This window comes from Ruegeria sp. BH6 (genome assembly GCF_056538105.1).
This window is the reverse complement of record NZ_JBQFSR010000006.1, coordinates 109,703-133,608: the sequence shown is the minus strand read 5'-3', so window position 1 is coordinate 133,608 and position 23,906 is coordinate 109,703. Positions and strand designations below refer to the sequence as shown.

At 56.9% G+C, this 23,906-nt stretch carries 20 protein-coding genes and 1 tRNA gene; 6 read left to right on the top strand and 15 right to left on the bottom strand.

What is annotated here, in order from left to right:
• Positions 1-2: 2 nt before the first annotated feature.
• The 4 genes from ACR0B8_RS13915 (at position 3) to ACR0B8_RS13900 (ending at position 4,759) form a co-directional block, all read left to right on the top strand.
• Complete coding sequence (locus ACR0B8_RS13915; RefSeq protein WP_226689462.1) at positions 3-1,028, top strand: trans-3-hydroxy-L-proline dehydratase; 1,026 nt, start codon at positions 3-5, stop codon at positions 1,026-1,028.
• Positions 1,029-1,272: 244 nt separating this feature from the next.
• Positions 1,273-1,485 carry a tetratricopeptide repeat protein gene (locus tag ACR0B8_RS13910; protein WP_480658839.1) on the top strand — a complete coding sequence of 71 codons (213 nt, stop codon included), beginning with the start codon at positions 1,273-1,275 and terminating at the stop codon, positions 1,483-1,485.
• A gap of 66 nt (positions 1,486-1,551) precedes the next feature.
• Entirely contained in the window at positions 1,552-2,301 is a 750-nt protein-coding gene (locus ACR0B8_RS13905) for a hypothetical protein (protein WP_480658841.1), read from the top strand.
• Positions 2,302-2,545: 244 nt separating this feature from the next.
• Entirely contained in the window at positions 2,546-4,759 is a 2,214-nt protein-coding gene (locus ACR0B8_RS13900; protein ID WP_226689464.1) for an NADP-dependent isocitrate dehydrogenase, read from the top strand.
• Positions 4,760-5,043: 284 nt separating this feature from the next.
• On the opposite strand, the gene ACR0B8_RS13895 is transcribed toward ACR0B8_RS13900, so the two are convergent.
• From ACR0B8_RS13895 to ACR0B8_RS13840, 12 genes are all read right to left on the bottom strand, one after another.
• A complete protein-coding gene (locus tag ACR0B8_RS13895; RefSeq protein ID WP_170349894.1) occupies positions 5,044-6,150 on the bottom strand; it encodes a transporter substrate-binding domain-containing protein in 1,107 nt (368 codons plus the stop codon).
• 44 nt (positions 6,151-6,194) lie between these two features.
• Entirely contained in the window at positions 6,195-7,457 is a 1,263-nt protein-coding gene (locus tag ACR0B8_RS13890; RefSeq protein ID WP_170349893.1) for a substrate-binding periplasmic protein, read from the bottom strand.
• 22 nt (positions 7,458-7,479) lie between these two features.
• On the bottom strand, positions 7,480-8,265 hold the full coding sequence (locus ACR0B8_RS13885) for a PP2C family protein-serine/threonine phosphatase (RefSeq protein ID WP_170361723.1): 786 nt from the start codon (positions 8,263-8,265) through the stop codon (positions 7,480-7,482).
• A 3-nt stretch (positions 8,266-8,268) separates the two neighbouring features.
• On the bottom strand, positions 8,269-9,300 hold the full coding sequence (locus tag ACR0B8_RS13880; RefSeq protein ID WP_226689465.1) for an FHA domain-containing protein: 1,032 nt from the start codon (positions 9,298-9,300) through the stop codon (positions 8,269-8,271).
• Between the two features lie 208 nt (positions 9,301-9,508).
• A complete protein-coding gene (locus ACR0B8_RS13875) occupies positions 9,509-11,677 on the bottom strand; it encodes a serine/threonine protein kinase (protein ID WP_226689466.1) in 2,169 nt (722 codons plus the stop codon).
• Positions 11,678-12,016: 339 nt separating this feature from the next.
• Positions 12,017-13,303, bottom strand: a complete 1,287-nt coding sequence (locus tag ACR0B8_RS13870) for a dynamin family protein (RefSeq protein ID WP_170361720.1) — start codon at positions 13,301-13,303, stop codon at positions 12,017-12,019.
• Positions 13,300-15,342 carry a dynamin family protein gene (locus ACR0B8_RS13865; RefSeq protein ID WP_170361719.1) on the bottom strand — a complete coding sequence of 681 codons (2,043 nt, stop codon included), beginning with the start codon at positions 15,340-15,342 and terminating at the stop codon, positions 13,300-13,302. The genes ACR0B8_RS13870 and ACR0B8_RS13865 overlap by 4 nt, the downstream gene beginning before the upstream one ends.
• Positions 15,343-15,409: 67 nt before the next feature.
• Complete coding sequence (locus ACR0B8_RS13860; RefSeq protein ID WP_226689467.1) at positions 15,410-16,282, bottom strand: hypothetical protein; 873 nt, start codon at positions 16,280-16,282, stop codon at positions 15,410-15,412.
• Between the two features lie 24 nt (positions 16,283-16,306).
• Positions 16,307-16,708: a hypothetical protein gene (locus ACR0B8_RS13855; protein ID WP_170349886.1), complete on the bottom strand. Its 402-nt coding sequence runs from the start codon at positions 16,706-16,708 to the stop codon at positions 16,307-16,309.
• 22 nt (positions 16,709-16,730) lie between these two features.
• Positions 16,731-18,470, bottom strand: a complete 1,740-nt coding sequence (locus tag ACR0B8_RS13850; RefSeq protein WP_226689468.1) for a dynamin family protein — start codon at positions 18,468-18,470, stop codon at positions 16,731-16,733.
• Positions 18,471-18,478: 8 nt separating this feature from the next.
• Positions 18,479-20,488: a dynamin family protein gene (locus ACR0B8_RS13845; protein ID WP_226689469.1), complete on the bottom strand. Its 2,010-nt coding sequence runs from the start codon at positions 20,486-20,488 to the stop codon at positions 18,479-18,481.
• Between the two features lie 2 nt (positions 20,489-20,490).
• Entirely contained in the window at positions 20,491-20,976 is a 486-nt protein-coding gene (locus ACR0B8_RS13840) for a hypothetical protein (protein WP_226689470.1), read from the bottom strand.
• 671 nt (positions 20,977-21,647) lie between these two features.
• Between ACR0B8_RS13840 and ACR0B8_RS13835 the strand changes: the two genes are divergently transcribed.
• Positions 21,648-21,732, top strand: a tRNA-Leu gene (locus ACR0B8_RS13835).
• A gap of 111 nt (positions 21,733-21,843) precedes the next feature.
• On the opposite strand, the gene ACR0B8_RS13830 is transcribed toward ACR0B8_RS13835, so the two are convergent.
• From ACR0B8_RS13830 to ACR0B8_RS13820, 3 genes are all read right to left on the bottom strand, one after another.
• Positions 21,844-22,107, bottom strand: a complete 264-nt coding sequence (locus tag ACR0B8_RS13830) for a hypothetical protein (protein WP_226689471.1) — start codon at positions 22,105-22,107, stop codon at positions 21,844-21,846.
• A 201-nt stretch (positions 22,108-22,308) separates the two neighbouring features.
• Positions 22,309-22,638 (bottom strand): hypothetical protein, encoded by a 330-nt coding sequence (locus ACR0B8_RS13825; RefSeq protein WP_226689472.1) that lies wholly within the window; start codon positions 22,636-22,638, stop codon positions 22,309-22,311.
• 124 nt (positions 22,639-22,762) lie between these two features.
• Entirely contained in the window at positions 22,763-23,308 is a 546-nt protein-coding gene (locus ACR0B8_RS13820) for an ABC transporter ATP-binding protein (RefSeq protein ID WP_226689473.1), read from the bottom strand.
• Positions 23,309-23,318: 10 nt separating this feature from the next.
• On the opposite strand from ACR0B8_RS13820, the gene ACR0B8_RS13815 reads away from it, so the two are divergent.
• Positions 23,319-23,828, top strand: coding sequence for a substrate-binding domain-containing protein (locus ACR0B8_RS13815; protein WP_226689474.1), 510 nt, complete (start codon positions 23,319-23,321; stop codon positions 23,826-23,828).
• The last annotated feature ends 78 nt before the right edge of the window (positions 23,829-23,906 follow it).

The window sequence follows — 23,906 nt, the reverse complement described above, 5'->3', positions numbered from 1 at the left end:
ACATGCGCAGCATCAAAACCATCCACGTGATTTCGGCCCATGCAGAAGGTGAGGTGGGGGATGTCATCGTCGGCGGGGTCCAGCCACCGCCCGGAGAAACCCTGTGGGATCAGCGCTCGTTCATCGCCCAGGATCAGACTCTGCGCAATTTCGTATTGAACGAACCCCGCGGCGGCGTGTTTCGCCATGTCAATCTGTTAGTGCCACCCAAACACCCCGAGGCGGACGCCGCCTTTATCATCATGGAGCCCGAAGACACGCCGCCCATGTCGGGATCGAACTCGATCTGCGTGTCGACGGTGCTGCTGGATGGCGGGATCATCCGGATGCAGGAACCCGAAACCTATATGACGCTTGAGGCGCCGGGCGGATTGGTCCGGGTCCGCGCAGAATGCCGGGACGGCAAGGCCCAGCGTATTAACGTGCAGAACTTGCCAAGTTTCGCCGACAAGATCGCAGTACCGTTGGAGGTTCCCGGCGTTGGTACGTTGACCGTGGACACGGCCTATGGCGGCGACAGCTTTGTGGTGGTCGACGCCGCCGCGCTTGGGATCGAGATTGTTGAAAATGAGGCCCGCGATATTGCGCGCATGGGTGTGGCGATCACGAATGCCGCCAACGAACAGCTTGGCTTTGCCCATCCCGAGAACCCGGATTGGAACCACATCTCATTCTGCGCCTTTTGTGGCCCGCTTGAGACCACCGAAACCGGCCTGACCGGCAAGTCCGCAGTGGCCATCCAGCCGGGCAAGGTCGACCGATCACCCACCGGTACGGCGGTCTCGGCGCGTATGGCGTTGATGGCTGCAAAGGGGCAGATGACGGCCGGGCAGACGTTCGATGCAGTTTCGATCATCGGTTCTCACTTTACCGGTCGGATTGTCGCCGAAACCCGCGTCGGCGACCGCCCGGCCATCACCCCTGAGATCAGCGGCCGTGGTTGGATCACCGGCATCCACCAGCACATGCTGGACCCAGACGACCCCTGGCCCCAGGGATACCGGTTGAGTGACACGTGGGGCGTGTGATCAATCACCGCGGTTGCGCGTGTGGTTTTTATGGCTCACTTACAGCAGGTTGACGGTAAAGGCATCTTGAGAATGGGCCGGGGATAACCACCTAAAGGTGAGTATCTCTGACCCAAAGGAGCCTATGTGCATATACGCCTTGCTGCCCTGATCATTGTGATTGCTGCTTTCGTTTAATTCACCTTCCAGATTGGAAGCGAAATACACGCAGCTGACCGCAACATGTCTAGGCAACAATGGCAGTATGGCTACGGTTGTTTCGGCATGTACGGCATTGATAGAGGTCAATGGGCTCACTCCGGATCAGAGAAATGAACTGATGAAGGCGCGGGGGTGGGCCTATTACTGCGGTCGGCGTTACGCTGAGGCCATTTCCAACTATGATGCGGCTTTGGCCCTGCGACCGAACGATGCGACCTCGCATCTAAGACGCGGCATGGGGTTGGACGCACAGTGAAATTTCGATGCGGCTGAAACAGAGTATGCCAAAACGCTGCAAATTGATCCGAACAACATCAATGCCTTGCTTGAAAAGTCGAAAATTGACGAAAAACATGGGCGTCTTGAAGACGCTGCCCAAGGTCATAAACGGGTGCTCGAGATAAAGCCGGACAGCAGCAAAAGCGGTTATGCGGTTGCACGCTTACTAAATCGTATTGACGGGAAAGATGGGGTAAAGGCGTTTTTGGATCAGGCTTCAACGCGTTGGCCGGAACAGGCTTGGGTTCACAATGTGCGAGTTTACTATCACCTTGGCTACACAGGGGACCTCTCGCGCGCATTGGAGGCAGTGTCAGAGGTTGATCGTTTGACTTCGGATGTAGAAGGGGTGTTGCTGATGCAAGCAACTATCCACCTTACAATTGGAGAGGAAGAGCAGGGGATAGAATACGTTCAGAGGCTTGCTGCGTACATGAATGAAAGCGATGAGCATTTAAAAGGAATATTCATTAAAAGATGGTTCTACGCGGCTATTAACTGGCATTTGTGGAAGGACAAAAGAGAAGCGTTGTGGCGCGGTCATCTTTTTGCGGTTATGGGTCGCCCGGAATTGGCGACACCAGAATTAGAGAGTGCTCTACCAACGCTTGCGTACAAAGGCCGAAAAGCGGTCTTGGACATGTTTAGCAAGCGAGGGGTGTCAGTTGCGCCACAAGCCTATGCTGGGTCGACTAAACATCTGAACGAAGCGGTTGCAGACTACGTTATACAAGCCGGGAAGTTGTTGGAGAACCTTAGCTTTCGCTCGGAAAATGCGACATCGGGTAACTAGAGAAAGTGATTGCCGGCTCAAGTTTAGCATTTTCCAGCTCGTATAGCCCTGGAATCTCACGACCCGTGTCAATTTGCGCGCCCACTAGACGATTGATCCCAAGGCAAACCTGATTTAAGGGAGACCCTGTCAAATCAGAGTCACCATTGGGGCGCCTGGATTCCCGCGCCCCGGTACCAGCCACGCAGATGTGGCGCTACTCTTGGATCGCACGCCCCGAAAGGCTGAAAAAAGGTAAAAGAATATGGCAGAAAAATCGAACTTCGATATATTGTATACCATTGTAGACGAAGCGCCTGAGCTGGCCAGCGCGTCCTTCCTGCCCATCATTCGCAAATTCGCCGGCGCCGCGGGTGTCAGTGTTGGAACCAAGGATATTTCGCTGGCAGGACGTATTCTTTCGACCTTCCCCGAAAACCTGACCGACGAACAGCGCATCACCGACGATCTGGACGCGCTGGGTGAGCTGGTGAAAACGCCCGAGGCCAACGTGATCAAGCTGCCGAACATCTCGGCCTCGGTCCCGCAGCTGGTTGCTGCCATCGAAGAACTGCAATCGCAGGGCTATGATATCCCGAACTACCCCGAAGAGCCTTCGACCGAAGAGGAAAAGGCGATCCGCGCGCGGTATGACGCCATCAAGGGTTCGGCCGTGAACCCGGTTCTGCGCGAAGGCAACAGCGATCGTCGCGCCGCGAAGGCCGTCAAGAATTATGCCCAGAAAAACCCGCATTCGATGGGAGAATGGGCCGCTGACAGCAAGACCAAAGTGTCGTCGATGTCCGGCAATGACTTCTATGCCAACGAAAAATCGGCCACCATCACCGCGGCACAAGCGGGCGATGCAAAGATCGAATTCGTCGGCAAAGATGGCAGCGTGACTGTCCTGAAAGACGGCTGGCCGCTGGACCAAGGCACCGTGGCGGACGCCACCTTTATGTCGGTCAAAGCACTGTCTGCCTTCCTGACCGAAGCCATTGAGGACACCAAGAAAGACGGCACCATGTTCTCGCTTCATATGAAGGCGACCATGATGAAAGTGTCGGACCCGATCATCTTTGGCTATGCCGTCAAAGCCTGGTTGGCGCCGGTGTTCGAAAAATACGGCGCTGAGCTGGATGCTTTGGGTGTGAACCCGAACTCGGGCCTGGGTGATCTGCTGGACCGCGTCAAAGGCAACGCCGAGATCGTGGCCGCCATTGACGCCCTGAAAGCTGACCGTCCGTCCATGTATATGGTCGACAGCGACAAGGGCATTACCAACCTGCACGTACCGTCGGATGTGATCATCGACGCCTCGATGCCCGCAGTGATCCGCGCGGGCGGCAAGGGTTGGGATGAGACTGGCGCCAAGGGCGACACCAACTGTGTGATCCCTGACCGCTGTTATGCCGGTGTTTATGATGAGGCGATCAACTTCTTCAAAGCCAATGGCGCGCTGAACCCGGCCACAGCCGGTGCTGTCGCCAACGTTGGCCTAATGGCGCAGAAAGCCGAAGAATACGGCTCGCATCCGACCACGTTCGAAGCGCCTGCTGATGGCGTGATCCGCATCGTGCTGGCTAACGGTGACGCCCTGCTGTCACATGAGGTTGAGGCTGGCGATATCTGGCGCGCTTGCACCGTCAAGAAAGCTCCGATCGAAAACTGGATTCAACTGGCATTGGACCGCCAGCGTCTGACAGGTTCCGAGGCGATCTTCTGGCTGGACGCAAACCGCGCCCATGATGCCGAGCTGATCAAATACGTCAAACCGGCGCTTGAGGCTGCTGGCGTGGCTGACAAGTTCCTGATCATGGCCCCGCGCGAAGCGACCCAGCAAAGCTTGCAAACGATCACCGCTGGCAAGGATTCGATCGCCATCACCGGCAATGTGTTGCGGGATTACCTGACCGACTTGTTCCCGATCCTGGAACTGGGCACCTCGGCCAAGATGCTGTCCATCGTCAAGCTGATGAATGGCGGTGGCCTGTTTGAAACCGGTGCTGGTGGCTCGGCTCCGAAACACGTGCAGCAGTTGGTCGAGGAAAACCACCTGCGTTGGGACTCGATGGGTGAGTTCTGCGCGTTGGGTGAATCGCTGAACTTCCTGGCCGATAGCAAAGGCAACGCCAAGGCAGGTGTTTTGGGTGCGGCAGCCGAGGCCGCAACGCAAGGCATTTTGGACAACAATAAATCGCCCAGCCGTAAGGTTGGCCAGCCCGACAACCGCGACAGCCACTATTGGTTTGCGCGCTATTGGGCCGAGGCACTGGCGGCACAGTCCGACGATGCAGACCTTGCGGCCGAATTTGCGCCAATCGCCAAAGAGCTGGCCGAAAAGGAAGGTCAGATCCTGGGTGAACTGGCCGCCGCGCAAGGCGCGCCTGCCGATCTTGGTGGCTACTATCACACCGACCCGGCCAAGGCCGCCGCTGTGATGCGCCCCAGCGCAACATTGAATGCGATCATCGGCTGATCGCCGAAAGTCACGCCTTTAGCCGTGGCTTTTTCGCTGAAAAATGGAGATCAAAATAGAAAAAAGGGCCGACCCCCAAAAGTCGGCCCTTTTTCGAGTGAGTGGGGAGGCTGCGCCTCTCCGGTTTAGTTGATTTCAGAATATCACTCTGAGCTATTCCGGGTATTAGGGGATTCCCGTAGGCTCCGCATTTGAACCCCAAGAAATTGACCGAATAACGGTACCAGAAACCAAAAAAGGCCGGTCCTAAGACCGGCCCTAAGGGTTTCAGGTGAACTAAAAGATCAGTTCGACGCTGCGTTCAGCTTTTCGTTCTGCTCACGCAGGGTATCCGAGATGATCGCGTACCACTCGCCGGACTCACGCATCTCAATCAGGCCTTTGTTCATCATCGCAATGTATTCGCGTGCGAACGGGTTGGTGCGGTGCGCGAGGAAGCTCATCGAGGACAAGGTGGATACATATGGGTTTTCAACGATGTCAGCCGAGGTCAAGCCCATGTCATTCATTGTCGATGCGAACAGATCCACTTCGAATGCCGCCACATCTGCGGTGCCGGTCAATACGGCATCCAGACACTCACGGGCTGTATTGGGCTGGACCACGGTTGTGTTGTTGTGGTTCAAGCCTTGCTCTTCAAGCACCACCATGCTCCAGCCTGCCATGCGGCAGATGGTCGAGCCTTCAAGGTCCTTGAAAGAAGTCGCACTTGCATAGTCGCTTTCCGGCAGTGTGAAGAAGCCACCCACGATGTCATAGACCGGGACCGATGCGACAAACTGCGTGCAGCGGGCTTCGGTAGCTTCAGACCACTCATACGAGCGGTTAGTGCAGTCCGGAACGGTCCATGCAATCGAGATGTCAAACGCCCCAAGCGGCAACAGGGTGTCCAGGTGCGAGCTCCAGTCATCAACAAAGCTGACCGAGTATTCGCGCTGGTTGCCCGCACGCTGAAGGCTGGTTGTTGCCAGACGGGTCATAATACCGCCACCGTTCAGGGTTTCAGTTGTAAATGGCTCCCATCCGTTGCCCGCGACCATCTTGATCGGCGGCGCATAGACATTCGAACGCTTGACGCTTGCCGCACGCTGTTCCTCGGCCGCAATCACTTCCTGAGCGGATTGACCGTTCGGCAGGCTGCCGTCTTCACAAGGCAGCGCAAGAACCAGACCAGGGGCCAGATCGTTCGGGTTGGTGATCAGGTTGCGGTTCGCGTTGAAGATCGGCTGATAGTTCGACGTGCCATAGGCTGCGATGGCGATGGTGGCCATCGTGTCGCCATCCGCGACGGTATAGTTGGTACAGGCTTCTTGTGCGGCGGCGGCTCCGGCGCTCAGGGCGGTGACGGCTGTTGCCGACAGCGCGACTTTCTTCAGGTTGAATTCAAACATGTCCACTTCCTCCAGACTTTTTAGTTGTCAGGCCGGTTGAGGCCTTAGCCATTTTCCATTTGATGACGCAGAGCGGTCGAAACGATGTCACGCCATTCGCCAGATTGCTGCATGATTGCCAGACCCTGGTTGAGCGTCTCAAGGATCGCTTCCCCATCCGGATTATCTTTGTGGGTCATGACGTTAAGCGACTTGATCGCCGCCAGGTTGGGGTTTTCGAGAATGCGATGCTCATAGCCCAGGCGGCTGATTGCACCGACGGCCAAGTGAGCTTCGATCGCGACGATGTCTGCGGTGCCTTCCATAACCGCGTGAAAGCAATCATCCGGTGACACCGGGCGCATCAGCGTGATCGCCGGTTCATAAAGACCTACTGCATCCATATGCGACAGTGACCAACCCTCGGGGCGGCAGATCGTGGTGCCCGCAAAATCGGCATAGGTCAGCGTCTGTTCATAGCCCGAGCCTTCGCGGGCAAAGAAGGTGTCCACAACCTCATAGAACGGGTTCGAGAAATTGTAAGTCTCGCACCGCGCGCGGTCATTTTCCGACAGGGCCTCGGCCGTTTCGCAATTGGGGCGCGACCAGGGGAAGGTGCCGTCAAAGGCCAGTGTCGGCATCAGCAGGTCCAGATGCGAGGACCAGTCGTTGACGAACTGAATCTTGTAGGCCTGCTCGGGTGCGGCCCGAAGCATCGCGGTTTCCACCAGATTTGTATAAAGGCCGCGATGGGGCAGGGCCTCATCTGTGAACGGCGCATAGTTGCCGCCGGTGATCAGCAGCAACTGGCGATCCCGAATATCGGGGCGGATCCCGCCATCCGCGTCGCGGATCAGTGCGGCACCCTCGGCGCGGGCGGCTTCGATTTCTTCGCGGGCCGCGGCTTTGGCTGCAACCACCGCGTCCTCGCTTGTCTTTTTGGCTTCGGCCTCGGCTTCTGCTACGCGGGCTTCGGCCTCGGCTATTGCTTTAGCTGCCCGCTTTTCGGCTGCTGCGACCAGTTCGGCTGCCATCTCGGCTGCCATGGCTTCTGCTTCCGTTTGCGGAACTTCCCGCGCACGCCCGATATCTTCCAGACAGGGCAGGGTCAGTACGTCGCCCACGCGGATGATATTCGGGTTGTTGCCGATCACGTCGCGGTTGGCGTCAAAGATGATGCGGAAATCCTCGGTCGAATAAACATTGATCGTCAATTCGCGCAGGCTGTCGCCTGATTGGATTTCGTAGGTTGAGCACGCCTCTTGCGCCGAGGCGGCTCCGGCCGCGGCAGCAAGTGCCAGGCTGGATATGAACAGATGGGTTTTCATGGGTCCTGTATCTTTGCCTTGGTTAGTTTCTTGTTAATTTCACAACACCGATCGAGGCATTGTCCTGATCGGGGTCAAACTTGGCGTGAAGCGCCTGCAACAACGCTTCGGCGATGTCCTGCGCCCATGCATGCGCGTTGGCCTGCACAATGGTCTGAATTTCCGCGTCGCTGAGGAACTGCAGCCCGTCACTGCCCAGGATCAACACGTCTGCTGCAGTCAGGTGCAGCGGCTCTTCCGGGCAATCGACCTTGGGGATTTCGGCCCCCATGACCACTGACGTCAGTTGGTTGCGATCCGGGTGAACCTGCGCTTCAGCCTCTGTCAGAGTGCCTTGGGCCACCTGCGCGTCAATGACCGGAGCCATGGAGTGATCTTCGTTGATCTGGCGCAGCACCCCGTCGCGGAACAGGTACAACGGGCTGTCGCCGATCGAAATCCAGAACACGCGCTGTTCCAGCAACAGCACCCCCAAAAGGGTAGACCCCATGTTGAGGCCCTCGCCGTTTTCCTCGCAGCGCGCGGCAATTGCGGCATTGGCTTGCATGGCAGCCAAGGGCAACGCGTCGATTATCGCGCTTTCGGTCGGGGTATTGCTCTCAAGCTCAGCGTCCAGGGCCTCGCGCCAGGCGGCAATCACAAGTTCCGAGGCGACTTCGCCTGCCGCATGACCACCCATGCCGTCGGCGACAACAACATAGCTGGCATTGGCCGCATCGAACATGCGCGCCGCGATCGCGTCTTCCTGCGAGTCGCGCTGACCCTGTTCCAGGATCAGAGCAATGTCATATGCCGGTTGCGCCAGCATCTATTAAGCATCCCGCCAGTCAAAGCCGTCATCGCAAAAGGCGGCAAATCGAACTGAGGTTTCGCTGATCCGGATCAGGTCGCCACTGGACAGCGCAACAGTACTCAGCACCGGTTTGCCGTTCAGACGGACCAGGTTGGCTTTGCCGCCGTGACCCAGATAGCATTTGCGGTCTTCGGGATCATAGGCGATCACCGCATGATTACTGCGTGAAATACCGGTGTCGCCAAAGTCCAGTTGAATAGCCTGGTCGTCGTTGCGACCAATCTGCATCAGCCCCTCAGTCAGGGTGATGCAGGATCCACGACCCGGTCCGGCGGTTACGACCAGCCAACCCACAGGGAAGGTTTCCTGCGCAGTCTCGGTCTTGGCTACCGGTTCTGCGCTTTCGATCATCTCCTGAACGTGCGTGTCGGCGCGTTCAAAACCAAGGAACGTGGTCTTGACGCGGCCACGGCGGTCCTCGGAGGCGGGCGCTTGAACCGGCTGAGGCAGTTCCGGTGTAATTTCTGGTTCAGGCGCGATTTCAGCGACTGGTTCGGGTTGCGCAGGTTCAACCGGCTCGGGCTGAGCGGTCTCAAGTGTTTCAACAACAACCTCAAGAATGGCCTCTTCCTGCGGCTCCTCGGCCTGTGCGGTTTCTTCCGTCTCGACCTCTTCGTCGGTGGCGATGTGCAGGGTTACAACCGGCTCTTCTGGTTCGGGCAGGGTTTCGGGTGTTTCGAAGATGTTATCCTCGGCCTCTTCGACCACTTCGGTCACCACGACGTCATCCGAGGCATCTTCTTCCGGCTCGTCGGAAAACTCAGGCATGTCCTTTTCGGGGATCAGTTCGTCAGCTTCTTCGTAGGAATCCGACGACATGTTGCCACCGGCCAGCGCGTTACGCAGTGCGTTGAAATCCGCAATCGGCTGGGGCTTTTCCGCCTCGGGCTCTGCGGCTTCTTCCGCGACCACTTCTACTTCGGTTTCTGTTTCTTTAGGTTTGCCGGCACCTTCGAGAAGCCGGCTGAGAGGGCTTTTATATTTGAACATGGTGTCGACACCTTTGCTTTTTGACACAGGGTTTTCGTCCTGCGGGGCTGCTACTCGCCTCTGCGCGCATCGGCACAACGGCACTTACAATTTGGAAATCAAACCAACTTTATTCTGCCGCGACGGGCCGGTCCCCGTCAGGGTGGCGGATTTCCAGGCACCACCCTTCGCTTTGACTTTGCGGCAGATCACTTTCGAACCGGTCAGATTACTCCTGCGCTAGCTGCATCACGGCCTCAGCTTCGGCACCGTTGCGCAGCACGGTCAGTCGGGCCTGCGTGAGATTGTCCGAAACCAGAGCTTCCAGCAGGGCATCCAGGCTTTCTTCTTCGTTCAGGATGGCCCCGGTTTGCGCTTCCGAGACTAGAACATCACCAGTCCGAAGGCTTCCCGCCGTGTCGGTGGGGGTGCTCGTTACAGTCGCCTTCCAGCCCTGACCGTCTTCATTGCGGACGGTAAAGCCAATGCCGTTTTCCAAACCGATCACACGGATGGCAGGCAGGGCCAGCAAGCCGTTCTGGGCCAAGGTCTTGCCCAGCGGACGATAACGCGCGGTCACACGGATATACCCGTCAGGATCAACGGAAAGATCATCCAGAACATGCGCGGCGAAGCTTGCATTCTCGCGGATCGGTTTGCCATTCAGCGTATAGATCGCAGCGCCGCGCGTGACCCAATCGCCGATCACCGACATGTCTTGTGCCGGGTCAACACCGGTAACGGCGATGATGCTGCCGGTGGATACACGACGTCGCGAGAACTGGAACGGAATCTCAACATCCCAATGCGAGAAGGCAACTTGCGTTTCCGCAGGGGTTCCCGACGAAACTTCTGCGGGTGAAGGTTCGGCTGTCTGGGCTTGGACCTCTTGTGTGTCAGCCGAGGTGGCCTGTGTCTGCTCGACAGGCTCTGGCGTCGGTTCTGCCGTAACGGGCGCCGGTTCAACTGGTTCCGGCGTAGGTTCGGTGTTGGCCACCTGCTCGACAAGGGCTTCGGTATCAGCAGTCTGCTCGACAGGTGCTGCCGTTTCAGTTTCGACCTGGGTTGTTGCTGGGGTGGTGGTCTCGGTCGTTGCGGGTTCGGCCACAACCGCAATGTCCTGTGCGGGTTCCGGTTTTTCGCTGGTCATCAGGAAGTATCCGCCCGCCGCCAGACCGGCCACAACAACGGCAATGCCCGCAACCAGTTTTCCGCTGCCGCCTGATCCACTTTTGACCACAGTGTCAACGGCGACGGCCGTGTCTTCCTTGGACGTGAACTTGGCCAGTTCATCGTCGTTTTTATCTTCGTTGCCCAGAGCCAGATCTGCGTTGCCAGCCAGTAGTGCGGTGACCACCGCCTCGGCGTTTTCGCTTTCGGCTTTGATCCGGGCTTTTTCAACCTCATCATCCTTGCGGTCCATCGCAACGATGACGGAAACCGGACGATAGTCGAACGTATCGAACATCACGCCCGGACCGCGGAACATGCGCAACCAATCCAACGCGCTTTGCAGGCGGTCAGTGACGTGAACCTCCATCGCCTTGTCGATCGCTTCAAGGAACCCATCCGGATAGCCTTTGAACTGTCCAGCCAACGGAGAGTATGGGTCGTCCTGGTCATTGTTGAATGCGTTCAGGCGGGTCTGACCATCAATTGGGCGTTCTCCGCTGATGGCGTGATACAGCGTGGCGGCCAGCACATAGAGATCACTGCTGGGGCCTTGATCGGCGCCACGCACATAGAATTCGTGGGGGGAATAACCGTCCTTGATAACCCGCAGGGTCAACAGAGCCGCGGATTGCTGTGCCGCTTGCTCGCGCGCGGCGCCAAAGTCAATCAGCACCGGATCGCCGTTCTCGTTGATCAGGATATTGTCGGGTGAGATATCCCGGTGCAGCATGCCGCTTTGGTGGATGAAGGACACCGCAGACAACATCCTTTCGGTCACCTGTACGATGAAATCCGGCCCGGCCTTGTTGTCGGAGTTCTCAACGTAATCCAACAGATCGCATCCCTTGATGAAATCCATCGCGATATAGGCGGTGTTGTTGTCTTCAAAGACCTGGTGGACGTCTACAATATTGGGATGCACCAGACGCGCGTGGTTGCGTGCCTCTTGAATGAACAAATCAATGATGGCGCGCAGATCGTCCTTGTGGTCAGGATCGGCGGGTTCGACCATGTCGCCATTGCGGCGGCACAAGGCACCCGGAAAGCACTCTTTGATCACCACGTCACGTTCTAGGCTGTCGCGGGCCAAATAGGTGATCCCAAAGCCGCCATTGCTTAGGAAACGCAGGATTTCATACTGACCGCGCAGTAGTTTTGCGCCGCGTTGAAGTCCTTCAATTTTCGGTTCGTCGTGCGATGCACCGACCGCCTGGTTGTGGCTCATTTCTTTCCGCCCGTTCTGATCGTTTTGCGGTTTATTTAACTGGGCTAAATCGCCCTCGAACTCACAACCAAACACAACCGCAGGACACTTAAGACGGTTAGACGTTTCAAATTTGACTTTATTGGGGCCGCCTCATGGCTTCACTATGGACCGTTTTCGGATCAATACTACATATTGTATTTCTGTGAGGTGGTGTTTCTAAATGTTGAAAATCAGCCTGCACAAAATGCAAGCTAATCGACTGTTTGTCTCCGCTTGGTCAACGGAGTCAGAAAGTTTTAGGTGCGATTCTGGGGCATTCGAATCGCTGTATCGCGACTCAATTTTAACGAGAAGTTATCAGGTTCCGGTTTTTGGCTGCGCCGAATCCACTCGGCTGCCTGCCCAGGCAAGGTTATCGCTGAGCTGTGCCAGAATGCTGATCGCGTCCTTCAAGGGAGCGTCACCGCTTTCAAATTGCAACAACAACAACAGGTCGGTGGCCTTTTCGAACTCGCCCGGGATCCAGTCGGCCGTGGGGTCGATTTCTCCCCCTTGCTCTAACCGTTCGGCGAAATCTTCGACGATTTCCTGGCACGAATGCAAAAAGGCCGACGGTTCGATATCCGACGACTCACGCAGGTCTTCGTAGATGCTGGCAATTGCGGCCAGCCAGTCCTCGAGGATCGGGTTTTCAAGCGGCGGCAGTGCGGATTCCAGCGTGGCATGCATCGAGGTAGTGTCGGCCGGCTGCGGCTCGGCCTCGGGCAGGTCCAGCGTTTCCAGAAAGGGCAGAAAGTCCTGTTTCAGGTCTGCCTGTGCGGCTTCAAGGTCAGCCAGACGGCGGGCGGATGCGATCTCTAAAACCTGTTCGGCCAGATTTTGGCCACCACAAGTTTCCCACAGGGTAAAATCGGGCTCGGGCTCCTGCGCCATGGCGCGGACGGCAACCGGCGTGCCAATAGGCACGACCGAGCGGAACAAATCGCCCTTTTCCTTGTTGAGCCGCGACAGAACCCGATCCAGTGCTTCGCTGACATGCGGCAGATCGGTGTGGGTGACGGCCAGCAGACTATTGGCGCGCAGCTCTTGTGGGACTTGTACCCACAGATGCCGTTCGGTTTCACGCCAGGCATTGGTCCCGTTGGTACACCAGATCGCACAATCGACGAATTTCAGCAGATCGAGCGTCTCTTTGTAATTGTCGTCCAGCGCGCCGGTTCCCGGCAGATCGAACAAAGAGATTTCCTGCAGGGCAGGGGTGTTCAGCCCAACCGAAATGAAATCGGGTTCATCCGCGGCTGCTTTTTCCAGAGCGATGCCGGAATAAATCTTGGGTTCACGATCCCACCAGCCCACGGTGGTTTCCGGAGTTTCGGAATAGGCGACGATAACCAGTGGCAATTTCAGGTGTTGTGGCCCGGTGGGCAGGATATCGGCCCCGGCCAACATGTTGGCAAGGCTGGACTTGCCAGCCCCGAATTCCCCGGCAAAACCGATGTTGACCGCGTTGGACAGCCGTTCGGCATGGGACAGCGCTCTATCGCGCATATCGCCCAGTGCCTCATCGGCTGTCAGGTTTTCGGTCACGGTCAGAAAGCGTTCAAGTTGTCTTACTTCCTGTTCGGTTCCGGGAAATTCGATCATTCCGCCGCCTCTGCTAGTAATTTGTCTACGTCATCCGCGCCGAATACTGCGCTTAGTTCTGCCACGATGCGCTGTGCCTGATCAAAGGCCATTTGAGCCTCGGTGCGCTCATTGGTTTCGCCGCTTCCAATGCGATGTTCAAGATGCCCGGCCAGCAAGGCCAGATAGTGATCCAAAACGGTGTTCAGGCGCTCCAACAAATCGCTGCGGGCGGTGTCTACCAGATCATCGCCGATCATCTCGAATTCCTGAACGATCATGCGTTCGGCGCGGGCGACAACGCTTTTGCGTGAAATCAGACGTGACAGCCAGCTGACCCGCAGTTCAACCGTAATGCCGCGGGTCAGAGCTGTGATATCCGGGCGGAACCAGCGTACGGCACTGGTATTCATGCGGTTGTCGCTTGGGTCTTGCCAGCCGGGCAGGGCGCGCAAGGCGGCATTGCTTTGCATATCAATCGAGTACAATTCGCTCAGCATCCGCTGCCGCACCACTTGCGTGGCCCCTTGAACCAACTCGCGCATTCGGTCGCGCAGCGGAGTGAAGTTTAGTTCGGTATCCCCACCCTTAGCAAGCAGGGGTGAGTCGCCATTCGGTCCCCGAACCACAGCCGAGACAGACTCGGCCACGGTATCGTCCATGACCCCGCGCAGATTGGCCAGAACATCGTCCATGTCATTGACGATTTCCGAGGTTTTTTGCGTTACCAGTGTGCGCAGATCGGCGAGCGTCTTACTATTCTCGTCACCGCTGTCGGGGGCAGGGCTGATTTCCTCTTCGATGACGCGCAGATGGGCCTTGCTGCGCTCAAGCTCGCCTTGGGCAAAACTGTTGAGGTGCTGCCAAGCCATCCGCAGCTGTTCATTGCGCGGTCCCTCGGTCAGCGCACTGGTCACGTGACGGCGCAGGTCTGGCAAGCCCGAAGCGATCATGGCGGCAAACCGCAAGACGCCTTCGCGGCTGATCGGGCCCGAGCCGCGTTTGATTTCTTCGACCCCGTCCAGATATTGCTTCATTTGTTCCGGATGCGCGCGCAGCCAGGCCAGGACCTCATCATGGTTGATACCTGTTTCGTCCCCGGTCAGCGCATAGTGCGCCCACTGGGCGCTGCCCATCAGCACATCGATATCCGAATTGCCAAGTGCTTTTTCCAGACCGTCCATCACATCGGCCCGGACCTTGCCCGCATCTTCGGCTCCACCGCCCAATTCGTCGACGCGGTTGATGAAGACTACGATCTGACCCAGTTCCAGCGCCTGCATCAGGCGGAACAGTTTCAGATCGGCGCGTGACAGGGCCTGATGCGCAGACAGAACCACAACAAAGAAGTCGGATTCCTTGAGGTACTGGCGCGAGATCTCCTCGCGGATCAGCAATGGGTCGTTGACGCCCGGCGTGTCCGTCACCGTCAGCGGGAACGGGAAGTGGCCGATGTCGAAATAGACCTCGGCCTTGCGGGTGATGTCGCTGTAAAGACCACGATCTGATCCAGGGTCGTGCTCACCCTCTTCGGTCGGATCATCCCCGGCACAGACATAGCGCGCCAGATCGTCCGAATTCAGGTCATCCAGATCGTGATGCTGACCCAGCAGGTGTTTATAGCTTTCACCCAGACGCAGCTTGGCGCGGGTTTTCATCGCCTCGACCTGCTCTTCGATCATTTCGCGCTTATAGCTGTCCTCGTCATCGGGGAACATGTTGCGCAGCTCTTCGCCTTCGGCGATCAGCGCTTGCCACTGGCGGTTGTCGAAAAAGTGGAATTCGGCCCCTGCGGTGCGTCCCGATGGGTGGCCGAAATGCATATCGGTAATCACCGTCGTCCACGGGTTCACATCCGACGGCAGGTATTCGGCCTGCCCGGTGAAGCCGTTGATCAAACGGGATTTGCCGGCCTTGATCTGCCCGACAAAGGCAATCGAAGGTTTCAGATTCGTCAGGTCGCTGACAATTCGCGAAATGAACTGGCGGGTCTCTTCATTAGAGGTGCCGTTCATGTCATCGGCAATACGGATTAACTCGCGACGGTTGTTCTCACTCATAAACTTTACCCTGGTAACTTGTAATCACGGATAGAATTAGTCGAAAAATTGAATGTTATGGCCGAAATCATCCGTCCGGCCTCTTCAGGTTGGTCCACAGATTGACGACGGCACCCAGCTTGCGCGCCTCGTGTACGGCCATTGCCAGGTTTTTACCATCGTTCAGGATTGCCAGCCCGGCGTCTTTGCCACCCGAAGGGCGCATGACAATCAATTGCGGATGGTCCATCACGGCGGCGCTGTCGCCATTCCAACCAGCAAGATCGCGGGCAAAGCGGGCCAGCAGGTCAGAATCGGGGTGTAATGATCCATTTTCTTGGCAATCACCTGCCATTTGCAGTGCTGCCCCGTCGGCCCCGGCTGCCAGAACACGCCCCTGTGCAAACCGCTCGGACCCGTCATAGAAACGCTGCGCAAGAGTGTCGTTTTCTTCGCTTTCCAAAGCTTCATCGACGGATGCTATTTCGTCCGGGTCGGCATCCGCAACAATGGAAATAACCGGCTCTGTCGGCACTTCTATGTTTTCACAGGCGGTTTCGATCTCGCTGTAGGTTATGCCAACGTCATCCGCCTCAAGCGCCGTGTCTGGTTGCAGGGAAACAAGCTCAAGCGGAGCAGGAGCACAGGCGATGTCCGTGACCAGCTGCGCCAGTTTGACGGCCAGATCCTCACGCGATTCCGTTTCGAAATCCGGGGCAATACCGGATTGCACGCGAAACACATCCGTCACCCGAGAGCTGTTGACCTCAATCGCCAGGCAATCGCCGTTGGCGGCGGTGAATTCCAACCGACGGGGCAGGATGGTGCCGCGAATGGTACGCAAAACCTTTTCGCGCCGCGCCTGGGCAGTTTCGCCTGGTACGGTCACCGCCGGATTCAGGCGGGCGACAGATGCGCGACCGATATCGTCGAGCAGATCAAGTATGTCCGTGTCCATCATGCCGGGACCCCCCTCTGGTCCGGTCTAAACTGCAGCCGCTACCGGCCCCAGGCTGAGATGCGATTTGGTCAACGCCAACCCGACATTGGCGCTGTTGTGACAGATGTAGCAGACCACGTGATCGGGATATTCCCGGGTCCGCAGAAAGATGTGCAGCCGATCGTTCGAAAACACCGCGATTTCCCCAAATCCTGGACTATCCGACTCTTCTGCTGTGGCCGAGCGCAACAATTCCTCAAAGGCTTTGACGCCGCGACCCTGAAACAGGTTAGCCACGGCAATGGCCAAAGTGTCCAGAACGTCCGCGCTGTCTGTGTCCAAGGTGTTGGTCGCCAGCAACATCCCCGTTTCCATATCGACATACCCGGCTGCAATGCAGTCGGGTATGGTGTCCATCGCGGTGTTCAATGCGGCTTCGATTGTCATCGCTTGCTACCTGCGCTTCGGGTCACAACACATGGAATTCCGCCCCGCCGTTTTTCGAAGCGTTCGGAACCGTATGCATCGAATCCTTGGCCTGACGTGCGTAATGTTCGGCTGCGATCTGGTCGAATTCCTTGAGGAACGCGTCGAACACATTTTTCATGCCTTCAGCGTCGTCCGGCAAATCCTCATCCGCAGTGATGTCGCGCCACATGGACGCCGCGCTCAGCGGTTTTCCTGCCGGTACGTTCAGCAAGTCTTCCAGTTTTTCGCCGTTTTTTGCGGCCGGGGTTGCCTCGTCAGGGGCAGCACCGTTGGACAGCGGCACAACTTGCATGTCCACAAGACCACTGGATTCGGGCTCGGGCTCATACTCATCATCTGCGCCTTTCGCCTGTTCCGCCAGCAAAGCCGTAATTGATGACACCGAGACATCGGCGCGACGGTCTTCCGGTGCCTGTTCGGCGCTCTCACTCTGCTCGGACGTGTCTGCCAACTCGCTTTCTGGCGAGGAAAGGATCGGGTCCGAAGCGGCCAGTTCTTCGGCAGGGCTGTCCACTTCGGGGTCAGACAACAGGTTGATATCGTCATCTTCGTCCAATTCGTCATCATCCAGCAGATCGAACGAGTCTTCCTCGTCGAAACCCCGCACGTGCTCGGACAGGTTCAGGCCGGTATCCGGCGTGTCGCGGAAAAAGGCGCGCAGCTCGTCCTCTTGGGCGTCCTGGACGGGTTCAGCATCCTGCTTTTCCGCCACCATTTCGGCGCGCAGGCGCTCGGCCTCGGCCGCATCGATGCGTTCTTCCCGGTCGGTATCCTCGGCGCGGCGCTCGACACGCGTTGGACGAATTGGAAAGTTGGTGACCACTTCGTCTGCGCCACCCGCCTCGGATTCGGATACGGGGTCGACCAGTTTCAACGGCGCCGGTTCGTCGGCCTGTTCTTCCTTTCGCTTGGGGCGAATTGGCTGAACACGAAGGTCGCCTGACAGGCTGTTGTCGATCTGGTAACGCGCCAGCATATCAGCGCGGTTGTCCATGATCTGTTCGGTGATTTCGAGGAAGCTGTCGACCATCTTGCCGCCACCGCTGCGGGCCCACAGTTCGGCGTCACCGCTTTTGTCCCGCGCCGTGATCGCGTCACGAGCCGAGAACAGGATTGATCTGTTAAACAGATGACCGGCTTCGCGGTTCACGCGGCGCAGCACTTTTTGGCGATCTTTCTGGCCCAACACATCTGCGCGGGTCACCAACAGCAGCGAGTTATGCTGCAACCGTTCGGGCAATGACACCCATGTCGCCCGCTCGGTCTCGCGCCAGGCTTGGGTGGCATGAGTACACCACAGCACGCCATTGGCTTGCCCGACCGCGCGACGCCAGACATCGCTGGAAATTTTCGGGTCGGAAATGCCGGGGGTGTCGATCAGGTCCACCGCTTCCAGAATGTCGGATTCAAGGAAAATGCGAACGAACTGAACGTCGTTGACCCCTACGGTATCAAGCTGGTCCAGCGTAATGTTCTCGCGGCTACCATCATGGCGCTGCACATAGGCCGAACCTTTTCCCCAACTGAACCAGACGGGGGGCAGTTGCGTGGCCGTGACCTGCGTTGGCAGCGCGTGCGAGCGCAGCAAAAAGTTCATCAGCGTCGATTTTCCGGCACTGAACTCTCCCATCAGCGCAAAGATCGGTTTGCGCCGGGACCACTGCTCAATGCGTTCCCATGCCTTAGGAGAGACGAAGCGGGTTTGTGTGTCTTTTGCCATATCGCTACTTATGCTGCCTCGTTACTAAGATCTTTCAGGATGTCACCCAGGATATCGTCGCGCGATTTCTTGGGTGCTATACCGGCCATAAGCGCGGCCTGGCTTGGGTCTTGCTCGGCTGAGGCCGAGATGTTCAACAGGGTCTCGGCCTGCTCGCGCAGGAAGTCAGACAACCCGGCCCGGACATTTTCCAGAACCGCCGCGATCTGATTTTCCTCAAGGTCCTTGGTGATCGAGTTCGCCTCGGATGCGATCAGGCGCGTATAATCGGCAGCGTATGCTTCGAACCCTTTGCGTCGTTGCCACCAGCGACGCCACCATGTGCTTTGCAGGTCCAGCGCAATGGTGCGCCCGATGCCCAGTGGCGGAGGTACGCGAGGGACGATTGGGGCTTCGATGCTGAATTCACCCAGATGGTTGCCCAAAAGCTTCTGATACAGCGCTTCGACATCCGCCGCGGCGGTACTGTAAAGCGCGCCTGCCTCTTTGCGCATCGCACGGGCAAAGCTGAAATAGGCCGCTTTCTGCAATGTACGCAGACCCGCCGGGTCATATTGCCAAGTGCCTTCCTCGCCATTCTGTTCGAGATGCGAAATCAAAGAGTCCGTTGCGCGTTTGACAAAGTTCGCCTCGGCCGATTTCAGACGTTCCAGCACTTTGTCGCGCAAGGCGGTCGTCAGTTCCCCAGCCTTCTTATCGTATTCCTGAGCAACCTTGGCGATTGCCTCTTCCGGGGTCACACCATCCAGATCCCGCACGATCCCTTGGCCGTCGGACAGGTTCTTGGCCACAGCCGTCGCCCGAATCTGGCTGGCGATATTGCGGGCGCGATGCCGGACGCGATCCAACAGGCGAGTACCCGCTCCGTCAGCGATCCGTTCATTCATCGCCAGCAGCAGATCGGGAAGACCCGACAATGCCCAGATTTTATCCAGCGACGGGGCCTGATCACCAAACCCTGCTGCCAAATAGAAGGTATTCAGGGCTTGCCGCGACTCTTCTGTCAGAATGTCGGGATTGCCGGTCAGGGCGGCTTCGGCCCAAAGGGCACTGCCGAACACAACGCTTGTGCTCGTGTCGATATTATTCTGTTTCAGCGTGTCCTGAATGCGGTCGCGGATTTCCGGCACTTGATTGACCGGATCTGACAATTCGTCGATGCGGTTCACAAACAGGATGATCTGGCGGTTTTCAAACTGTGCGATGATCCGCATCAGCGCCATATCCATGGTGGTCAGCGCCTGGCTGGCGGCCAGAACAACAACGCAAACCTCGGACCCGCGCAGGCTGCGCAGCGTGATCTGTTCGCGCACCATAAACGTATCGTTCACGCCGGGTGTATCGCAGAGTTTCAGCGAAATCGGATATTGCGGAATGTCCATGAACAGTTCCGCAGATTTGGTAACGTCGGCAAAACGCCCAGTCTTGGGGTTGATATCCGGGTCTTCGTCATCGCCCAGACAGACATAGCGCTGGATCAGTTCGTCGTCGAAATAGTCATACTGGTGGCTTTGTCCCAGGATCAGGTCAAAATGCTGGCCCAGGCGGGATTCGGATTTGGCCTTCATCTCGCCGATCTGGCGGCGAATATCTTCCATCTCATCATCGGCCCCGGCGCGATTGGCCAGTTCTCCCAATCGGCCACCGCCGACCATCAGGTTGTCCCACTCTTCTTGTTCGAAGAAGGTGAACTTGGCTTTTTTGTCGCCTTCCGTGCGGGTGTTGATGTTCAGCGTGGTTACCACCGAGGTCCACGGGTTCACATCCGACGGCAGCAGGGCGGGGCGCCCGGCCAGAATGTTCACGATCGAGGATTTGCCAGCCTTGACCTGCCCAACCAGTGTCACACTGGCCGTAAAATTCTCCATCTTCGTCTTTAGCGTTGCAAGCCGCGCCGAGGATCGCGCATCTGCCACCTCTGTCAATTGGTCGATCTGCGTAGACAGGGCAGTCATGGCCGAAGTCATCGGCGTCAGCGCCTCATTTCCTACGGACAGAAGATGGTCGTTTCGGGCCATGGTCAGCCTCCGGTTCCAGTGGCAGCAATGGGATTGTGGTCCTGACCGTCATGAGAGCTGGTCATGATGTCGATACGAGCAATCAGATTCAGCGCGGTGCCCAGAATATCGGCCTCGTCACCGGGTGAGATCGTTTCATAAGCTTGAGAATCGGCAAGCACTTCGATCTCGCTGAACTGTTCACTGTTTTCCAGCAGAGCCAGGCGACGCCCGGTCGGAAAACTCTTTGATTTCGTTCGGGGCAACGGCATGCGCGAGTTGGCCAACAGGTAGTGACCCCCCGAATGCGTACGCAATGACACGCCGAAGCCTGTGTTCGGATGATTCCGGTTCAAGGACTTCAGTTCACCAAGAAAACTTTCACGGGCAAGACCAATGGCGTCTTGCTCGGCAGAAGCAGCGTTCATCATATTGGTCACGGTTAAGATCCTCGTGTTCGAGTTGAGCAAAAAAGAAACTCGTACTTGCCCGAAGGCAAAAAGACTCATTAATTCCCGCTCTCCATAATTGTTGGCAAGGCGGTGTTATTTTGACGCGAATAAGATTTTTTGGCGTTTGAATTGTGGCGCAAATATGGTCACAGCCCCTACAATCGCTCAACTCATGGCCGAGTGGGAAGAATTTCGACACTGAAGGATCAAGGCGCCATAGCTGAGCAAGGCGTTGATTGTAGGATAAACTATCTTGAGGGAGTGGCGGGTAATATATTGTTTTATAACAATATAAATTAGAAGAGAGATTTTATCTACGAGCCGGTTTTCCGACCCTCCCGATGCGATGATCGAAGCAACCGTGTTAGGTGCGCCCGTCTTTCAATCAGATAACTCAACGTAAGCGAGTGTAATTTTTCGGCCATCTTTAATGTGCATGAATCGTCAACTATTGGTAGGACGACCAATTGAGGGATCAAATGCTGTCGTACTGATTTTCGCCAGAGATCTAAGTTCCAAACATTCAATAAATTGAGACTATTGGCCCGATTCAGTCTGCTCACGAACCCTCAGAGGCTTGGATTCTGCGCGCCGGGTATGACGATCAGCCTCGCCAAGATTGTCGCCAATAAGGGGGCAATAATCTTTGCCAAAAGCCAATTTCCCTCTCGCACTCGGTCGCAGCCTTTGTTATTGAGCACGTCAATCCGGCGCTCAAGGCCGGTCGTGCGGGTGTGGCGAAATTGGTAGACGCACCAGATTTAGGTTCTGGCGCCGCAAGGCGTGGGGGTTCAAGTCCCTCCACCCGCACCACTTTTTCTGATTGTTTGCGTATCACCACTGTCCTGAAGAAACTGTCCAATCCTAATGTCTGGTTGGGCAGCAGCACCGCGCAGGCGCGCGTTGCTTTGTTCGTTGCGACACTTATGCCGCCGAGAAGGCCTGAACGCTGCCGCGCGGTTCGAAGACGTGCAGGAACGTGTCGGGATGAGGGCGAATGCGATAGTTGTCCGTCTCATCGCCGGAGATCACTGAGCCAACTTCATCCAGTGCGATGACAGTCGCTTTGACACTATCGCTAGGGTAACCGGGCATCTCAGACGGTGCTCCACCCAAATCTTCGATGCCCAGGGTCTTGGCGGCGGCCAATCCGTTGTCCTGAAGGATCTCGAAATGGGCCGGTAACATCAGATTCTTTGCTAGTTTCTCGGAATTCTTGATGCCTTGGTTAGAGATGAACTTTACCTTCACACCCGCCTTTGCCTTCACCTCTTTGAGCTGGTTTATGCAGAAAGGGCACCAGTTGGCGCGAAAAAAACCAGCAGTGTTTGTTCGCCTGTAAAGGACGCGGAGGTCGTGTGCGTTTCGTCCAGCCGTTGCAGCGGCAATTCAGATAATGCTTGACCATTTCACAATGGCAACGCTCGGCTTGCGGCCATAGTTCGAGAAGATGTGGATGTACAATTGCATGGTAATCGCGCCAAACAAGGCCAGTCCTACGGCAACGTATTCACTTGGGGTCGTGAAACCGCCGCGCGCGGAAATTTGGTAGACTACCCAAGCTACGGCAGACAGGTTGATAAGTTGGATCACCGGCAGGTTCTTCGAGGTTCGGGAAATGACCAACGCTCCGGCCAGCACCATCAGGAAGAACGGCATGGTGAACGTCGCAAAGAATGAACCGATCCAGATCGGATCGTAGCCTGACATCCAGAACATAATAGCTAAACCAGCGTCCCTGGCCTTCTTGCTGCGCCAGGGTGAGAACGTCGCCGGGCTTCACTCTAAGCTCACTGTCCAGTACCGCGCGGAACTGGTGCCCTTCCACGTCACACGTCACACGTCACACGTCACCAGCATATGTGGGCCCATTGGTTCCACAATCTTGGCCCGTGCCAAGGCCCTGATCCGAAACGCGCAAATCTTCCGGGCGAATGGCCCATTTCAGGTTTTTGCCGCTGGCTGGACCCTCAAGGCTTTGCCCTGCAACTGTCCAGCGACCAGAGCCCGAAGACTCAGCCGGAAGGAAATTCATTGGCGGATCGCCGATGAAACTGGCCACAAACTCGGCCGCTGGATCCCGATATACCTCGATGGGTGAGGCTGCCTGAACAATTTTGCCCTGATGTATGACACTGATCCGGTCAGCCATGGACATGGCCTCGACCTGATCGTGAGTCACGTAAGTGGCGGCGGTTTTGCTTTCGGCCAGAACCCCCTTCAACTCGGCACGCATTTCCATCCGCAACAGCGCGTCGAGGTTCGACAGGGGTTCGTCCATGAGAATCACATCCGGCTCCATCGCCAATGCGAGGGCAATCGCAATACGTTGGCGTTGATCGCCGGACAGCTCACCCGAATAGCGTTTTTGAAGTTGCTCAATATGCATCAGCCCGGCGGTGCGTTCGACCCAGCATTTGACTGATTTTGGGCACAAGCACATCGCTTATTTTGGTAGCATCGAACAAACCTTGGTGCGCGAGGAAGGCATTGCCGGCTACCTTAGCGCCCTTGATAAATTGGACGGCGTGCGCCCGATTGTTTGGCCATGTGAGGAAACAATGCGCTCGGGCGTGGAAGCAATCGCCGCGCCTCGCCACCAACACCCCGAGGTGACGGGCATCGTTTGCAATGGGGATGTCGTTGCCCTTGGAGCCTGCTTTGGCTTGATCCGATCCAACTTGAAGCCCGGACATGATTTTTCGGTCGTGGGGTTCGACGATATCGAAGACGCGGCCGTTTCGACGCCGGGCCTTTCAACCATGGCAATCAACCCAAAGAAACTAGGCACGCGATTGGCTGAAATCCTTCTGGACCGAATGCGAACACCCGAACTGCCAGTCCGTCAATTTGAGCATTCCGCGACCTTGGTTGCACGGGGAACATCAGGGCCAGTTCCTGACCATTGAACCTATTCCCAGAATTTGTTGTAGGTATTCATCGCTGTTCTCGCTGACATTGTGCGAGCAGGGGAGCGGTCATATATG

Bases quoted from the DNA above. Each gene is read 5' to 3' on its own strand.
- ACR0B8_RS13845 (WP_226689469.1), bottom strand. From the start codon at position 20,488: ATGGCCCGAAACGACCATCTTCTGTCCGTAGGAAATGAGGCGCTGACG.
- ACR0B8_RS13910 (WP_480658839.1), top strand. From the start codon at position 1,273: ATGGCTACGGTTGTTTCGGCATGTACGGCATTGATAGAGGTCAATGGG.
- ACR0B8_RS13890 (WP_170349893.1), bottom strand. From the start codon at position 7,457: ATGAAAACCCATCTGTTCATATCCAGCCTGGCACTTGCTGCCGCGGCC.
- ACR0B8_RS13895 (WP_170349894.1), bottom strand. From the start codon at position 6,150: ATGTTTGAATTCAACCTGAAGAAAGTCGCGCTGTCGGCAACAGCCGTC.
- ACR0B8_RS13820 (WP_226689473.1), bottom strand. From the start codon at position 23,308: ATGCATATTGAGCAACTTCAAAAACGCTATTCGGGTGAGCTGTCCGGC.
- ACR0B8_RS13825 (WP_226689472.1), bottom strand. From the start codon at position 22,638: ATGTTCTGGATGTCAGGCTACGATCCGATCTGGATCGGTTCATTCTTT.
- ACR0B8_RS13900 (WP_226689464.1), top strand. From the start codon at position 2,546: ATGGCAGAAAAATCGAACTTCGATATATTGTATACCATTGTAGACGAA.
- ACR0B8_RS13830 (WP_226689471.1), bottom strand. From the start codon at position 22,107: ATGTTACCGGCCCATTTCGAGATCCTTCAGGACAACGGATTGGCCGCC.
- ACR0B8_RS13885 (WP_170361723.1), bottom strand. From the start codon at position 8,265: ATGCTGGCGCAACCGGCATATGACATTGCTCTGATCCTGGAACAGGGT.
- ACR0B8_RS13855 (WP_170349886.1), bottom strand. From the start codon at position 16,708: ATGACAATCGAAGCCGCATTGAACACCGCGATGGACACCATACCCGAC.
- ACR0B8_RS13860 (WP_226689467.1), bottom strand. From the start codon at position 16,282: ATGATGGACACGGACATACTTGATCTGCTCGACGATATCGGTCGCGCA.
- ACR0B8_RS13880 (WP_226689465.1), bottom strand. From the start codon at position 9,300: ATGTTCAAATATAAAAGCCCTCTCAGCCGGCTTCTCGAAGGTGCCGGC.
- ACR0B8_RS13865 (WP_170361719.1), bottom strand. From the start codon at position 15,342: ATGAGTGAGAACAACCGTCGCGAGTTAATCCGTATTGCCGATGACATG.
- ACR0B8_RS13850 (WP_226689468.1), bottom strand. From the start codon at position 18,470: ATGGCAAAAGACACACAAACCCGCTTCGTCTCTCCTAAGGCATGGGAA.
- ACR0B8_RS13875 (WP_226689466.1), bottom strand. From the start codon at position 11,677: ATGAGCCACAACCAGGCGGTCGGTGCATCGCACGACGAACCGAAAATT.
- ACR0B8_RS13840 (WP_226689470.1), bottom strand. From the start codon at position 20,976: ATGAGTCTTTTTGCCTTCGGGCAAGTACGAGTTTCTTTTTTGCTCAAC.
- ACR0B8_RS13870 (WP_170361720.1), bottom strand. From the start codon at position 13,303: ATGATCGAATTTCCCGGAACCGAACAGGAAGTAAGACAACTTGAACGC.
- ACR0B8_RS13915 (WP_226689462.1), top strand. From the start codon at position 3: ATGCGCAGCATCAAAACCATCCACGTGATTTCGGCCCATGCAGAAGGT.